13 protein-coding genes are annotated in these 14380 nt (G+C 63.5%); 9 read left to right on the top strand and 4 right to left on the bottom strand.

Features of this window, described 5'->3' with window-relative positions; translation table 11 throughout:
- Positions 1-126: 126 nt before the first annotated feature.
- From HDIA_RS13575 to HDIA_RS13565, 3 genes are all read right to left on the bottom strand, one after another.
- A complete protein-coding gene (locus HDIA_RS13575) occupies positions 127-1500 on the bottom strand; it encodes a glutamine synthetase family protein (RefSeq protein ID WP_099556652.1) in 1374 nt (457 codons plus the stop codon).
- A 275-nt stretch (positions 1501-1775) separates the two neighbouring features.
- Positions 1776-2036: a hypothetical protein gene (locus HDIA_RS13570; protein ID WP_157775622.1), complete on the bottom strand. Its 261-nt coding sequence runs from the start codon at positions 2034-2036 to the stop codon at positions 1776-1778.
- Between the two features lie 248 nt (positions 2037-2284).
- Positions 2285-3460: a vWA domain-containing protein gene (locus HDIA_RS13565; protein ID WP_099558893.1), complete on the bottom strand. Its 1176-nt coding sequence runs from the start codon at positions 3458-3460 to the stop codon at positions 2285-2287.
- A 247-nt stretch (positions 3461-3707) separates the two neighbouring features.
- Between HDIA_RS13565 and HDIA_RS13560 the strand changes: the two genes are divergently transcribed.
- The 8 genes from HDIA_RS13560 (at position 3708) to HDIA_RS13525 (ending at position 11741) form a co-directional block, all read left to right on the top strand.
- Positions 3708-4259, top strand: a complete 552-nt coding sequence (locus HDIA_RS13560) for a SixA phosphatase family protein (RefSeq protein WP_099556650.1) — start codon at positions 3708-3710, stop codon at positions 4257-4259.
- 123 nt (positions 4260-4382) lie between these two features.
- Positions 4383-5948: a YcjX family GTP-binding protein gene (locus tag HDIA_RS13555; protein ID WP_425432950.1), complete on the top strand. Its 1566-nt coding sequence runs from the start codon at positions 4383-4385 to the stop codon at positions 5946-5948.
- Positions 5945-7018, top strand: coding sequence for a YcjF family protein (locus HDIA_RS13550; protein WP_099556648.1), 1074 nt, complete (start codon positions 5945-5947; stop codon positions 7016-7018). Before HDIA_RS13555 ends, HDIA_RS13550 begins: the two co-directional genes overlap by 4 nt.
- Positions 7019-7123: 105 nt before the next feature.
- Positions 7124-7399 carry a PepSY domain-containing protein gene (locus HDIA_RS13545; protein ID WP_099556647.1) on the top strand — a complete coding sequence of 92 codons (276 nt, stop codon included), beginning with the start codon at positions 7124-7126 and terminating at the stop codon, positions 7397-7399.
- A 152-nt stretch (positions 7400-7551) separates the two neighbouring features.
- Entirely contained in the window at positions 7552-8097 is a 546-nt protein-coding gene (locus HDIA_RS13540; RefSeq protein WP_099556646.1) for a cytochrome b/b6 domain-containing protein, read from the top strand.
- A 163-nt stretch (positions 8098-8260) separates the two neighbouring features.
- Positions 8261-9490, top strand: a complete 1230-nt coding sequence (locus HDIA_RS13535) for a GGDEF domain-containing protein (RefSeq protein WP_099556645.1) — start codon at positions 8261-8263, stop codon at positions 9488-9490.
- Positions 9491-9642: 152 nt separating this feature from the next.
- Positions 9643-10320, top strand: coding sequence for a response regulator transcription factor (locus HDIA_RS13530; RefSeq protein WP_099556644.1), 678 nt, complete (start codon positions 9643-9645; stop codon positions 10318-10320).
- Positions 10317-11741 carry a sensor histidine kinase gene (locus HDIA_RS13525; protein ID WP_099556643.1) on the top strand — a complete coding sequence of 475 codons (1425 nt, stop codon included), beginning with the start codon at positions 10317-10319 and terminating at the stop codon, positions 11739-11741. Before HDIA_RS13530 ends, HDIA_RS13525 begins: the two co-directional genes overlap by 4 nt.
- A 59-nt stretch (positions 11742-11800) precedes the next feature.
- Here HDIA_RS13525 and HDIA_RS13520 read toward each other — a convergent pair whose 3' ends face one another.
- Positions 11801-12646 carry an AAA family ATPase gene (locus tag HDIA_RS13520; protein WP_099558892.1) on the bottom strand — a complete coding sequence of 282 codons (846 nt, stop codon included), beginning with the start codon at positions 12644-12646 and terminating at the stop codon, positions 11801-11803.
- A gap of 309 nt (positions 12647-12955) precedes the next feature.
- On the opposite strand from HDIA_RS13520, the gene HDIA_RS13515 reads away from it, so the two are divergent.
- Positions 12956-14329, top strand: coding sequence for a flagellar hook protein FlgE (locus HDIA_RS13515; protein WP_245883868.1), 1374 nt, complete (start codon positions 12956-12958; stop codon positions 14327-14329).
- Positions 14330-14380: the final 51 nt, after the last annotated feature.

Below are 14380 nucleotides of genomic sequence, written 5' to 3'. Positions count from 1 at the left end.
ACATGTTTGATATTAGCAATAAAATAGTTGCCTTTATCAAATATATGACCGCGCGCTTGCTCGCCACCCGATTTCCGCGGAGTGGCTTCGGACCTGGAATCCGGCTGAAAGGGACCGTGGTGCGGCTCAGACGTTGAGCAGCAGGTATTCGCGCTCCCAGCTCGATATCACGCGATTATAGAGCTGCAGTTCCAGCAGCTTGACCTCGATGAAGGCATCGATGAAGCGCGTGCCGAGCATGTCGCGCAGGGGCTGGCAGGCTTTCAGGCCCATCAGGGCGTCGTGGAGATGGGAGGGCAGGGAGACGCCGAGCGTATGGGCGTCCACGTCGACGACCGGCTCCGGCATGATCTTCTCCTCAAGTCCGAGGAGGCCGCAGGCAAGGGTCGTCGCCATGGCGATGTAGGGATTGGAATCGGCGCCGATGACGCGGTTTTCCACTCGCCGGCTTTCCGGTCCGGAATCGGGCACGCGCAAGCCGCAGGTGCGGTTGTCGCGGCCCCAATGCACGTTGATCGGTGCGTCGGATTCCAGACGGATACGGCGGTAGGAGTTCACGTTGGGGCAGAACAGGCTCATGGCCTTGGGCACATAGCGCTGGAGCCCGGAAATATAGTGAAGCAGCGCTTCGGTATCCGTTCCGTCGGGGTCGGAAAAGATGTTCTTGCCGTTGTCGGCCCGCACGATGGACTGGTGAATGTGCGTGGCGGAGCCCGGTTCGTCCTGATAGGGCATCGCCATGAAGGTGGCGACCATGTTGTGGCGCCGTGCCGCAAGGCGGGCGGTGCGCTTGAACAGGAAGGTCTGGTCGGCAAGCTCGATGGGATCGCCGTGGCGGAAATTCATCTCCAGCTGGGCCGGCCCCGACTCGTGCGCCATCGTGGCGATCTCGATGCGGCTGTCCTCGCAATAGTCGTACATCAGGTTGACGACGTGATCGAAATCGTTGGCGTGTTCGATGCCGTAGGCCTGCCGGCCCGATTCATGGCGGCCTGAGAGACCGATCGGCTTTTCCAGCGGCAGGTCCGGGTCGTCGTTGCGGGCGACGAGATAGAACTCCAGTTCGGGGGCGACGACCGGCTTCAGGCCCTTCTGCGCATAAAGGTCGATCACACGGCGCAGGACCGATCGCGGCGCGAAATCGACGGGTGAGCCTTCGGCGAAATAGGCATCGCAAATCACCTGCGCCGTCGGCTCATCGTACCAGGGCACGATCCGCAGGGTTGTCAGATCGGGTATGCAGCGCACATCCCGGTCGAGCGGATTGACGACTTCGGAATCTTCGGCGCCGTCTCCTGTAACGGACTGGAAGAACACGAATTCCGGCAGTCGCAGGCCATCGCGGATGATGCGGATGAAATCCTCACGCGGGATGATCTTGCCCCGCATCATGCCGGTCATGTCCGGAACGATGCACTCGACTTCGTCGATCCGCAGATCGCGCAACCATGCAATGGCGTCCTCGCTGGAGTTGCCGACAAAAATCTTGCTCGTGCTCATGGCCGTCTGTCCTCGTGGCGGCTGCGTTCAGATGGAAGGCTGGCGGAATGGCCGTGCCAGACGCCTGAACGCCTCCACATCCTGATTCTTTCAGGAGCGAGCGTAGAGCAAGCCGCGCGTCATGTGACAGATGAACTTGCGATGGATCGACCGGTGAACACAGGAAGATTGGGCACGTTGCCGCGAGCCGACCGGACCCGAAGCGCGTCAACGCCCGATGTGCCGCGTCGTTGCCGCGTCGTGAATGACCGGGAAACCGAATGGGCCGAGGCGTGTCAGGCGATCGACTTGAGAATATCGATCGGCGCTTCCATGGGCATGGTGCTGGTGCAGCGCCGGATGCTCTCGACCGTGACATCGCAGGCGTCGACGGGCGATGTCAGCGTGATCAATGCCTTGATATCAAACGAGACGTCATCGCTGGAGGCGGCTCTGGCCCGCATGTACATCTCGCGGGAGATCTGAAGTTTTTCAGCCGCAGCAAGAGCTGCGTTCAAGACCGCATCGGTGTCAAAGCATTTCAGCTTGAGGTTCACGTCGAAGAACATCTTTTTCTTGGTCCTTGCTCAAGTCTGCATGCTTTGAAACCTGAACTGATCAACCAGCCATGCGTCACTTTGGTATACGTAACGCCTAACAAAACAGGAAATGCCAGACAACGTATTCTTACGGGCGCAAATGTGGCGCGCAGGATACAACCGGGTATCCGACCGGCTCCATGAGTAATTTCAGATATTTGCATTTGTGACGGAAATGCAACAGACATTGCGAAGTTGTTATCCGGCTATCGGGAGAGGGCGCGCATGGCGTCGTCCAGTCCGGCGAGGGTGAGGGGATACATGCGCCCCGTCATGAGTTGCCGGACCATGCCGACCGACTGGGTGTAGCCCCATAGCCGCTCGTCGAGCGGGTTGAGCCAGGCCGTCTTCGGAAAGGCGGCCGTCAGGCGCTGCAGCCAGGCACTGCCGGGTTCCTCGTTCCAGTGCTCCACCGATCCGCCCGCATAGGCAATCTCGTAAGGGCTCATGGAGGCGTCACCGACGATGACGATGCGCGTCTCGCGCGGGAAGGTGTTGAAGAGCTGCTCGGTCGGGATCGTCTCGCCGTGGCGGCGGCGATTGTCCTTCCACACCCGCTCGTAGAGGCAATTGTGGAAGTAGAAATGCTCCAGGTATTTGAACTCGCTGCGCGCGGCGGAAAAGAGTTCCTCCGACATGCGGACATGGTCGTCCATCGACCCGCCGACATCGAGCAGCAGGATAAGGCGAACCGCATTGTGCCGCTCCGGCCTCATCCTGACGTCGAGCCAGCCCTGCCGCGCCGTGGCGTCGATGGTGCCCGAAAGGTCCAGTTCGTCGGCGGCGCCGTGACGGGCGAAACGGCGCAGGCGTTTCAGCGCGAGTTTGATGTTGCGTGTGCCGATCTCGACCCGGTCGTCCAGATCCTTGAAATCGCGCCGGTCCCAGACCTTGACGGCGCGGCGGTGACGGCTTTCGTGCTGGCCGATGCGAACGCCTTCGGGATTGCAGCCATAGGCGCCGAAGGGTGAGGTGCCGCCGGTGCCGATCCACTTGTTGCCGCCCTGATGGCGCTCCTTCTGCTCGGCAAGCCTCTGCTTCAGCGTCTCCATCAGCTTGTCGAAGCCGCCAAGTGCCTCGATTGCCGCCTTTTCCTCGTCGTTAAGGGTCTTCTCGATCATCTTCTTCAGCCACTCGGCCGGAATTTCCGTCTGAGGCACCTCCGACATCAGGTCGAGGCCCTTGAAAACAGACGCAAACACGCGGTCGTAGCGGTCGAGGTTCGTCTCGTCCTTGACGAGCAGGCTGCGCGCCAGGAAATAGAACTCCTCGACCCGCCCTTCCGGCAAACCCTTTTCCATCGCGCCCATCAGGTCGAGATATTCGCGCAGCGACACGGGTACGCCGGCGCTCTTCAACTCGGCAAAGAAGGTCAGAAACATCGAGGCCTCATGCGGGGAGGGAACCTGCCGGCGGTCGCCCTTGCGGACGTCCACCAACCTTCCATCTCCGTCACATTGAATGCCGCGATGCCGATTGCTTCAAGGGGCAATGTCGGCAAGTCATCACGAGGATGGGAATCGCGCTATAAGATGACAACCAAGGGCTCTCGAGGCTCTCAATCCTTGTTTCAAGCGGAAGGCCGGCGATCCAGCCTTGCCGCCGTTACCGGCTGGAGACAACTGTTTCATGGCGCGCCTGTTCCTGCTTCGCCACGCCAAATCCGCCTGGGATGACCCGATGATCCGCGATTTCGACCGCCCGCTCAACGTGCGGGGACGGGCCGCCGCGACGTTGATGGGTCGCCATATGGCTGATCATGCCCTGATCCCGGACAAGGTGCTCTGTTCGAGCGCACGGCGGACGCGGGAGACCTTTGCCGGTGTCATTCCGTATTTTGGAGCCGATCTCGAATGCCGCTTCCTGCAACAGCTCTACGAGGCGCCCGAGGCGGCCTATCTGAAGGCCATCAAGGAGCTTGGCGGATCGGCCAAGGCGCTGATGCTGATCGGCCACAATCCGACGATCCAGACGTTCGCCGGCAGCCTCATCGACCGCGGCAATCCCGCGCTGGTCGAACAGCTCCACGACAAGTTTCCGACCGCCGGTCTTGCCGTCATCGATTTCGACCTTGCCAGTTGGAACCGGCTTGAACCGAAATCCGGCCGGATTGTCGCATTCTTCAAGCCGCGCGAACTGGAACTCGTCGGCGCGACGGAGGCGGCGGAAGCGGACGAGTGAGGAAGGCCCGATGGTCCGTACAAGTCCGGCCTCTCCGCCGCTGTGCTTTCCAAGCGGCACGGCTCTTCCTACATGAGCCTGCAAAGCCGCAGGCATCGACCGCGGGCTGTGACGTGAAGGGACCTGAGCGCGTTGAAGCTGACCGACCTTGCCGATGAGGCGCTGATCGCGCTCGATAATCTTTCCGATCTTCCGTCGTCGCTGCGCGGATCGCAGGTCCGTCTCGGGGTTGCCGGTCTGGCACGGGCCGGGAAAACGGTCTTCATCACCTCGCTCGTTCATAACCTCGTTCACGATGGCCGGCTGCCGATGTTCGAACCGTGGCGCAGCCGCCGCCTCATCGGCGCGGAACTGGAGCCGCAGCTGCACGACGACGTGCCGACCTTCGATTATCGCGCCCATGTGCGCGAACTCGTCGACAAGCGGTCCTGGCCGCAGTCGACGCGGCAGATTTCGGAGATGCGGTTGACGATCGCCTTCGAATCCGCCTCCTACCTCAGCCGCAAGCTCGGCTCGGGCAAGCTGCATCTCGACATCGTCGACTATCCGGGCGAATGGCTGCTGGACCTGCCGCTGCTCGGCAAGGACTTTGCCGTCTGGAGCCAGGAAACCATCGACCGTGCGCGCCAGCCGGATCGCGCCGCCATCGCCGGCCCGTGGCTCGAGCATCTTTCGACGCTGGATCCGTCCGAACCGGTCGACGAGGAGGCGGTGGAGGAGGCGGCGCGTCGCTTCAAGGCCTATCTTGCCGCCTGCCGGGCAGATGAACATGCCTTCTCGCTGGTGCCCCCCGGTCGCTTCCTGATGCCCGGCGATCTCGACGGGTCACCGGCACTGACCTTCGCGCCGCTCGATGTCGTACCGAAGGCCGATGCGCCCAAGGGCAGCCTGCTGGCGATGATGGAAAAGCGTTACGACGCTTATCGCCAGGTGGTGGTGAAGCCCTTCTTCCGGACGCATTTCGCGAGGCTGGACCGGCAGGTGGTGCTGGTCGACCCGCTGCCGGCGCTCAACGCCGGCCCGGCGGCGCTCGCCGATCTGGCGCTGGCGCTGGAGGAAATCCTCGGCTGCTTCCGGCCGGGGCGGTCGAGCTGGTTGACCTCCGTCCTGACGCGCCGGATCGACCGCATCCTGATTGCCGCGACGAAGGCGGATCACCTGCACCACGTCAGCCATGACCGGTTGGAACTGCTCTTGGAGCGTATCCTCGCCGATCCGATCGCGCGCGCCGAAAAGGCGGGGGCCAAGGTCGACGTCAAGGCGATTGCCGCTGTCCGGGCGACCCGCGAGGCCGAGGTGCGCAAGGGTGGCGAGAGGCTTCCGTGCATCGTTGGCGTGCCGCAGGCGGGCGAGACAATCGACGATCGCGGCTTCAACGGGAATGAGGAAATTGCCCTTTTTCCCGGTGACTTGCCGGAAAATCCTGAGATTTTGATTCAGCAAGTTGAGACTTTGATTCAAGAAGCCCATCGGCATGGCCAGCGTTCCGGCGACGCACCGAGGGGGCCGTGGTCCGGCCGGGCGGCCAGGCCCGACATTGCCATGGATACCGCGCTGGTTCCTGACCTGCGCTTCCTGCGCTTTCGCCCGCCACGGCTGGAGACGACGGCGGAGGGCATGACGCTGTCGCTGCCGCATATCCGCCTCGACCGGGCCATCGATTTCCTCATCGGAGACAAGCTCGCATGAACGGCAAGCGCGAAACGCCAAGGCGGCCGACCGCCTTCCGGCTCGGCGAGGATGCGGTGATCGTCGACGAGGCCGGCGAGGCGGTCTCCGGCGCAAGGGGCGACGGCGAGGGCGGCGGCCGGGGACGCGCGCGCGTTGTCATGACACCGGAGCCTCAAGACGGATCCGCCGAAGCCGTCCCGCCTCCACCAGTGCCGAAACGCCGGGGCCTGCCGCTCGGCAAGCTGTTCTGGGCCGGGCTCGGCTCTCTGGTCACGCTCGGGATCGGGCTGGCGGTCGACCAACTCATCCGCGATCTCTTTGCCCGCAACGACTGGCTGGGCTGGGCAGGCTTGGGTCTCGTCGGCCTGACGGTGTTCGCAGCGCTCGGGATCGTCGTGCGCGAGGTGGTGGGGCTGATGCGGCTTGCCCGGATCGAGGACCTGCGCCTGGAAGCGGCCGCCGCCGTTCTCGCCGACGATGCCAAGGCAGCCAAGGCTGTCGCCAAATCGCTTGTCCAGCTTTACGCGGATCGCCCCGAGACGGCGCGGGGGCGCTCCGAGGTCGGGCTGCATCTTGGCGAGATCATCGACGGGCGCGACCTGATGGTGCTGGTCGAGAACGACCTGATGGTGCCGCTCGACCGCACGGCGCGCAGGCTCGTTTCGGATACGGCCAAGCGGGTATCGGTGGTGACCGCTGTTTCGCCGCGGGCGATTGTCGATCTTCTCTTCGTGCTCGTCGCCGTCATGGGCCTCATCCGTCAGCTCGCCGATCTTTATGGCGGCCGGCCCGGCTTCTTCGGCTTCCTGTCGCTGGCGCGGCATGTGATCGCGCATCTGGCCGTCACGGGCGGCATGGCGGCCGGCGACAGCCTCGTTCAGCAGGTGCTCGGCCATGGCCTGGCCGCGCGATTGTCGTCGCGGCTCGGGGAGGGCGTCATCAACGGCCTGCTCTCGACCCGCGTCGGCCTTGCCGCCATCGACGTCTGCCGGCCGATGCCGTTCATCGAGGCCCGGCGTCCCGGAGCGCAGGACATCATGCGCAGTCTCTTCCCCGAGGGCGAGGACAAGATGCCCGGATCCGGGTGAGCGGAATTCCCGCCGGCTGACAGGCTGGCGACAGACCGTCTTCGCCATGTTCGCGTCGGCCGGGCCAAATCCGGTCCGGTTGACGAGGACTTCAAGGAGAAGACCATGACCAAGATACTTGCCGCCGTTCTTGCCGCGACTGTCCTTCTGCCGACGGGCGCCCTTGCCGCCGAACGTTCCTGCACGGACGAAGGCCGCGACAAGTGGATGAGCGCGGACGCTATCAAGGCCAAGGCCGAAGCTGCCGGCTACAAGAACATCCGCCAGGTCAAGGTGGAGGGCAGCTGCTACGAGATCTATGGCTTCGACGCCAAGGGCGAGCGGGCCGAGATCAACGTCAACCCGGTGACGGGTGCCATCGTCGGCGGCGACGAGGACTGATCATCCCAATTCTTGCGAACTGCCGAGTGGGACCGCGCGGCGATGCCTCCGCGTCCGGCTCCTTGCGAGGGCAGTTCAGCTGTCCGATCCGCCGCCCGTGCCTCCTGCCGGCGGGCGGATCGGGCGCTCTTCCTCTCGGATGGAGTACCGCCATGAGCGCAACAACGATCGATGCCGAGCCGGCGATGGTCCGGGTCTGGGACCCGCTGGTGCGGGTCTTTCACTGGACGGTCGCAACCGGCTGCATTCTCAACCTCACCATCTTCGAGCATGCCCACGATCTGCATCGCTGGATCGGCTACACGGTCGCCGGCGCGCTGGCCGTGCGCGTCGTCTGGGGTTTCGTCGGCACCCATCATGCCCGGTTCGTGAACTTCGTTCCCGGTCCGGCTCGCCTGCGCGCCTATCTCACGGCGCTGACGCGGGGGCGGGAGCCGCGGTACCTCGGTCACAATCCCGCAGGCGCCGTCATGATGGTGGCCCTGATGGGACTGATCGCGGGGCTCGGCCTCACCGGCTACATGATGGGGACCGACGCCTATTGGGGCATTGGCTGGGTCGAGGAGCTGCATGAGGGTCTTGCCAACAGCCTGATGGTGCTGGCGCTTTTCCACGCGGCTGCAGCCATTTTCGAGTCCTGGCGCCACCGGGAGAATCTCGTCTGGTCGATGGTGACGGGACGAAAGCGCGCGGAGTAGACCGGTGCCGCCCTTCGGCGGCGCCGGACGGCCGGCGCCGGTTTGAAAGGGTCTGTTGACCATGCGACCAGATGTCGAATGATGTGTACCGATATCGATGATTGATTCCGTCTTGATGTGTTGAATATCAACGTCGGAACAGTCAGTTGCGACCGGGCATGGCATGTTGGATCTCAAGACCGTTTTCATCTTTTCCGCGGCGATCAATCTGTTCATCGTCGCGGTTGCGACGGTCGCCTGGCTGCGAAGCGAGAACAAACTCGATTTCTGGTACTGGTGCCTCGCCAGCTGGCTGATGGTCGGCGGCAGCCTGATGATGTCGATGGACAAATACCTGCCCTATGTCATCTGCGGTTATGTCGGCGGCATGATCTACATCTCGTCGACGGGATTCCTGCTGCTCGGCTTCAAGGAATTCTTCCATCAGCCCTATCGCCTGAGCGAAGCCTTCACCGTCGCCATTCTGGTCGGCCTCGGTATCGTCGTCATGGATCAGTTCACCGCCGGGACGACGAAAAGCGTGTCGCTGCTTTATGTCGGACCGGGGCTGAACCTGCTGCTGATGGCGCGCGCCGTCTGGCGCGGGGGTGATGGCGAGAACCTGCCGTCGCGTCATGTCGCGGCGGTAATCCTGCTGATCTATGCGGTCAGCGACCTCTTCATTGCGCCCATCGCCTTCTTCGATCCGATCCGGTTCGTCGACGGCATACCGGTCAGCGAATGGCTGAAGACCTCCTCCATTCCGCTGGTTCTGCTGCAGATGGCGACCTATCTCATGGCGGTCGTCCTAAAGCTGGAGCGGGCGACGGAAGGTCAGCGCCTGCTGGCCGAGAAGGACGCGCTGACCGGGGTGCTGAACCGCCGCGCGTTCTACAGCCGGGTGGAGGCGGCGGCGGGCAGGGACGGGACCCTTGCGGTCATCGACCTCGATCACTTCAAGACGATCAACGACAGCCATGGCCACCAGGGCGGCGATGAAGTCCTGCGAGGCTTCTGCCAACTGGTGCGGGAGCACCTGCCCGCCGATGCGATCTTCGGGCGCCTCGGCGGCGAGGAATTCGGTCTTTGCCTGCCGGATTGCGACGAGCAGGACGCGCAGGCGGTGCTCGACCGGTTGCGGCGCCGTGTCGAGGACCACGCGTTCCGGTCACACAACGGGGCGCCGCTGTCGGTCACGATATCCTGTGGCCATAGCGTCCTTCTGCCGGATCAGCGGTCCGTCAACGAGACGCTTTCGCAGGCCGATCATGCTCTCTACGGGGCAAAGAATGCGGGGCGCAACCGGGTTCACGCCTTTCATGCCGGACACGCGCCCACACCTCGTGCCGAACGTGCGGGCGTGCCGCTGCCCGGGCAGCGTCTCGGGCCTTGTCCAGCGACGCCATCTGCCTGAAGGGATGGGCGAAATGTCCGTCCGCGGGCCCGGAGCCTTGTTTTGGTCGAACATTGCCGCAATCTAGGGACGGCCGCTTCGGGCCGACGGAAGACAACACTTGATCCGCCTGGCTCTTCCGGGCGCCGACATCTCGGGGAAGACCTAAGACCATGCGCATGCTGCTTGTCGAGGACAGTCCGCGTCTCAACGAACTTCTCACCGAACGAATCCACGATGCCGGCTGGCGGCTCGACACGGTCAGCACTCTCGCCGAGGCGCAGGAGGCGGCGCTCAGCGACCTGCACGACTTGATCCTCGTCGACCTCGGGCTACCGGACGGCGACGGACTTGATCTGATCAAGACCCTCCGCCGGTCGGGACGAACGGTCCCCATCATCATCGTGACTGCCCGCGGATCGATCGAGGAGCGCATCGCGGGTCTCGATGCCGGAGCCGACGACTATCTGGTGAAGCCGTTCCACCACGATGAATTCCTCGCCCGCTGCCGGGCCATGCTGCGGCGTGTGCCCCAGGCGCTTCAGCCAAAGCTCGAAGTCGGTCAGCTGATCTATGACCCGGCGCTCGCACGGGTGACGGCCTCGGGGGCCGAGGTGGCCCTGGCGCCGCGCGAGAGGGCCGTGATCGAGATTCTCATGCGGGACGCGGAGCGCGTGGTGCCGAAGCGCAAGCTGGAGACGGCGCTGTCGGAATATGGCGAGGAGCTGTCTACCAATGCGCTGGAACTGGCCGTCTCGCGGTTGAGGCGGCGCCTCGACGGACTTGAGACCGGTGTTGCCCTCGAAACCGTGCGGGGGGTCGGCTACCTGCTGCGCGCGACGGCTTCATGACGCGGCAGCCCGATTCCCTGCTGCGTCTGGTTGCCCGGCGCATCATCACGTTCGGGCTGATCGCCGTCGTCCTTCAGATCGGCATCGTCTTTTCCCAATACTGGTTCGACAGCGCCTTCCTGAGCCGCTCGCTGCTTGAGAAGGAGACGCTGGCGCTCTCCAGGGGGCTGTCCGATGTCAACGGCAAGCTGTCCTTCGCGGTGCCGGACGCTCTGGCGGGGCGGTATGGCGAAGATGGGCAGACGTCGGATCCCGCGCCGAGCGATGCCGATTCCAGCGACAGCGACGCGTCGCCGTCGGAGATGATTCCGTATGGCTACTATGTCCGCGTCAGAACCTCTGCGGGTTCGGTTCTCTATACCGACTGCAAGGAGGAGTGTACGGAGCATTTCCTGCCGCTCACGGTCAATCCGCCGAATTTCTGGCTGAGGACGATCGTGCCGGGCAAGCCCCTGACGTTTGCCGGGGGGCGTACATTCCAGGTCGACGGCAAGGGCGCCGAAATCGAGGTTGCCGTCGTCGGCGATCCGGAGGGGCTCTTCGGTTCGGTGCTGATGCACGAGATGTTCGACCATCTCATCGTGCCGATGACCCTGATGTTCGTGCTTGTCTTCGGCTCGACGATCCAGTCCATCCGGCGTGCGCTCTCTCCGATTTCCAGAGCGGTGGAGCGGGCCGAGGCGATGGACCCGCGGGACAGCTCGGCCCGGCTTCCATCCGAGGGGCTGCCGCTGGAAATATCCCAACTGATCAAGGCGGTGAACCGGGCCTTCGACCGCATTCAGGATCTTATTCGCGGACAGCGGCTCTTTGCCTCGTCGATCGCCCACGAGATCAGAACCCCGGCGGCGATCGTCGGCATGGAGCTGGAGCGGATCGACCATCCGCGCGCCAGGAAGGCGCTCAACGACATTGGCCGCATGACCCACATGCTCGAGCAGCTTTCCGAACTGGCAAGACTCGATGCGGTGGACCATGCCTCCTTCCGCTCCGTCGATCTTCTGATGATAGCCAGCGATGTCGTCGCGCGCCTTGCGCCGGGCGCCTACAGTTCGGGGAAGACCATCGAACTGATCGACAATGGTTCCGACCCGATCAACGGCAATCCGGCTCTGATCGAAACCCTGCTGCGCAACCTCGTCGACAACGCCATCCGCTACAATCCGCCCGGAACGACGATTAGCGTGCAGGTCGGACCGGGAGCCGCGCTGCGGGTGATCGACGACGGCGTCGGCCTCGATCATGCGGCGCACGGGGAGGCGATCGAAGGCGGTTTTGCGCAGAAGTCCGGCGGGCTGGGGATCGGCCGCCGTCTTGCCGAGCGTATTGCCGAACTGCACGGCGGCACCATGCATGTGCAGACGGCGCTGGGGCAGGGGACCGACATCGACGTGCGGTTCGGTGCCCCGCGCCCATCCTGACGATCCGCAAACGTCTGGTGGGCTGCGGTTCGCGCCAATTTCGGCGCAATGGACCGGCTCTAGCGCCCCTCGCGCCTTGCCATGAAGGCGAGGCGCTCGAACAGGTGAACGTCCTGCTCGTTCTTGAGGAGGGCACCGTGCAACGGCGGGATGATGGACTTGTTGTCCTTCGTCCGTAGCGTCTCGGGGTCGATGTCCTCGTTGACCAGCAGCTTGATCCAGTCGAGCAGTTCGGACGTCGACGGACGTTTCTTGAGGCCGGGCACGTCACGCACCTGGAAGAAGGCGGCCAGCGCCTCCGACAGAAGCCGTTTCTTCAGCCCCGGATAGTGAACCTCGACGATGCCCGCGAGCGTCTCCGCATCGGGAAAGCGGATGTAGTGGAAGAAGCAGCGGCGCAGGAAGGCGTCGGGCAGTTCCTTCTCGTTGTTCGACGTGATGATGACGACCGGACGCTGGACCGCCTTCACGGTTTCGCCCGTCTCGTAGACGAAGAACTCCATGCGGTCGAGTTCGAGCAGCAGGTCGTTGGGAAACTCGATGTCGGCCTTGTCGATCTCGTCGATGAGGAGCACGGGCCGGACGGGCGCGACGAAGGCGTCCCAGAGCTTTCCTTTGCGGATGTAGTTGGCAACGTCCGCCACGCGCGGATCGCCAAGCTGGCCGTCGCGCAGACGCGAGACCGCGTCGTATTCGTAAAGGCCCTGCTGGGCCTTTGTCGTCGATTTGACGTGCCATTCGATCAGCGGGGCCTTGAGGGCGCGCGCGACCTCCTGCGCCAGCACGGTCTTGCCCGTGCCGGGCTCGCCTTTCACCAGAAGCGGACGCTCCAGGGTCATGGCCGCGTTGACGGCGACCACGAGGTCGTCGGTGGCCACGTAGGTGTCCGTTCCGGTAAAGCGCATGGGCAAAAGCTCCGGGTTCGCAGCGGGATGCTCGAGGGCGAGGGATGTGCCGATCACGCCGCCACAATGGCCCCTTCGTCTCATCGTGCGCAATCGGCTCTTACGGCAATAATTGCCGGTCGATGGCGAATTTTGCCGACGGAACAACGGTGGCCTTTCAAGGGCAATTTGGCATCTATCTGATTCAGAATGCTAATTTTTTGTCTATTCGGTGGCACGCCCCTTGCCACATCTAATCCGAGGGCGAGCGACAGAACTGTCTTCGCCGGTATCGAAATAGAGGGATCGGCTGTGGGCATTCTTTCAGCGATGACGAAATCCGTGGGCGGCCTGAACGCCCAGTCCTTTGCGCTCGAGAATATCTCGGGCAACATCGCCAACACCCAGACCACTGGCTACAAGCGGACCGAGACGAGCTTCCAGTCTCTGCTGGCCAGCAACGGCGGGCGTGTGAGCGCCACCACGTCGGGCGGTGTCACCGCGTCGAGCCGGGCGACCAACGACATCGCCGGATCGATCGACTCGGACGACAGCCCGACATCGATGGCGATCCAGGGCGACGGCTACTTCGTCGTTCGCCAGAAGGCCGGCGAGTCCGACGGCAACTCCATTTTCAGCTCCGAAGACCTCTACACGCGGCGCGGCGACTTCTCCGTCGACCGGGAGGGCTATCTGGTCAATGGATCGGACTACTATCTGTCCGGTCTCAAGCTCGATCCGGACAGCGGCAATCCCGTCGGCGATGCCGTCGACCTGATCAAGATCGACACCAAGGGTATCGGCGCCGAGGTCACGACCAAGATCTCCTACGAACTCAACCTGCCGGAAGTGCCGCTGACGCAGAATGCCACCAACTTTCCGGATACGCCCGACTCCGAGAAATGGGATCTGAACGGCGCGACGGCCATTCCCGCCACCGTGACCGCGGACGACTCCGACCAGTTCGAGGAAAACTCGATCACGGGCAGCGCGATCACCTGCTATGACGCCAACGGAACGCCGGTCAATCTGCAGTTCCGCTGGGCCAAGGTGGACAACTCCCTTGCGACGGACGTCAACTCGACGGACACGTGGGTCTGCTACTACAAGTCGGATTCGGAGGCGACCGGCACGGCCGACAAGTGGACGCAGATGGCGACCTATGAATTTACGGCGGATGGTCAGTTAAACGCCATCGACGGCGATACGACGGCGACATCGGTCGACCTAACGGGTTTGACGATCGACGGGGCAACGATCGGCGATGTGACGGTCAGACATGGCACCGGCGGCCTGACGCAACAGGCCGACAGCAACGGGACGGTCAGCATCAGCGAAAAGGATCAGGATGGCGTGCCGGCCGGTGACTTCGTCGATGTCGAGATTTCCGACGAGGGCAAGGTGATCGCCAACTATTCCAACGGCCGTTCGGTTCCGATCTTCGAAATCCCGCTGGTGGCCTTCGCCGGCGACTCGGCCCTTCGCCGCCTGGATGGCGAGGCTTACTCGCCGACCTCCGAATCCGGTCCTGCCGTCTATGGAGCCTCCGGCTCGATCGTCGGCTCGTCGCTGGAATCGTCCAACGTCGACCTTGGCGACGAGTTCACCAAGCTCATCGTGACGCAGCAGGCCTTCTCGGCGAATTCGCGGGCGATCACGACGGCCAACGACATGCTGTCCGAGGTTCTCAACATCATCCGTTAAAGAATTTGGCGGATCCTGATCGCGGCAGCAGCCGCGGTCAGGAGCTTGTCT

Origin of the sequence: Hartmannibacter diazotrophicus (genome assembly GCF_900231165.1) — a bacterium.
GTDB classification, from domain to species: domain Bacteria; phylum Pseudomonadota; class Alphaproteobacteria; order Rhizobiales; family Pleomorphomonadaceae; genus Hartmannibacter; species Hartmannibacter diazotrophicus.
The sequence above is the reverse complement of the archived record's forward strand: the minus strand, read 5'-3'. Positions and strand labels throughout refer to the sequence as shown.

What these genes read in the sequence shown, in the direction of transcription:
- HDIA_RS13575 (WP_099556652.1), bottom strand. Translation starts at nt 1,500, where the DNA reads ATGAGCACGAGCAAGATTTTTGTCGGCAACTCCAGCGAGGACGCCATT.
- HDIA_RS13565 (WP_099558893.1), bottom strand. Translation starts at nt 3,460, where the DNA reads ATGTTTCTGACCTTCTTTGCCGAGTTGAAGAGCGCCGGCGTACCCGTG.
- HDIA_RS13560 (WP_099556650.1), top strand. Translation starts at nt 3,708, where the DNA reads ATGGCGCGCCTGTTCCTGCTTCGCCACGCCAAATCCGCCTGGGATGAC.
- HDIA_RS13550 (WP_099556648.1), top strand. Translation starts at nt 5,945, where the DNA reads ATGAACGGCAAGCGCGAAACGCCAAGGCGGCCGACCGCCTTCCGGCTC.
- HDIA_RS13545 (WP_099556647.1), top strand. Translation starts at nt 7,124, where the DNA reads ATGACCAAGATACTTGCCGCCGTTCTTGCCGCGACTGTCCTTCTGCCG.
- HDIA_RS13540 (WP_099556646.1), top strand. Translation starts at nt 7,552, where the DNA reads ATGAGCGCAACAACGATCGATGCCGAGCCGGCGATGGTCCGGGTCTGG.
- HDIA_RS13535 (WP_099556645.1), top strand. Translation starts at nt 8,261, where the DNA reads ATGTTGGATCTCAAGACCGTTTTCATCTTTTCCGCGGCGATCAATCTG.
- HDIA_RS13530 (WP_099556644.1), top strand. Translation starts at nt 9,643, where the DNA reads ATGCGCATGCTGCTTGTCGAGGACAGTCCGCGTCTCAACGAACTTCTC.
- HDIA_RS13525 (WP_099556643.1), top strand. Translation starts at nt 10,317, where the DNA reads ATGACGCGGCAGCCCGATTCCCTGCTGCGTCTGGTTGCCCGGCGCATC.
- HDIA_RS13520 (WP_099558892.1), bottom strand. Translation starts at nt 12,646, where the DNA reads ATGCGCTTTACCGGAACGGACACCTACGTGGCCACCGACGACCTCGTG.
- HDIA_RS13515 (WP_245883868.1), top strand. Translation starts at nt 12,956, where the DNA reads ATGACGAAATCCGTGGGCGGCCTGAACGCCCAGTCCTTTGCGCTCGAG.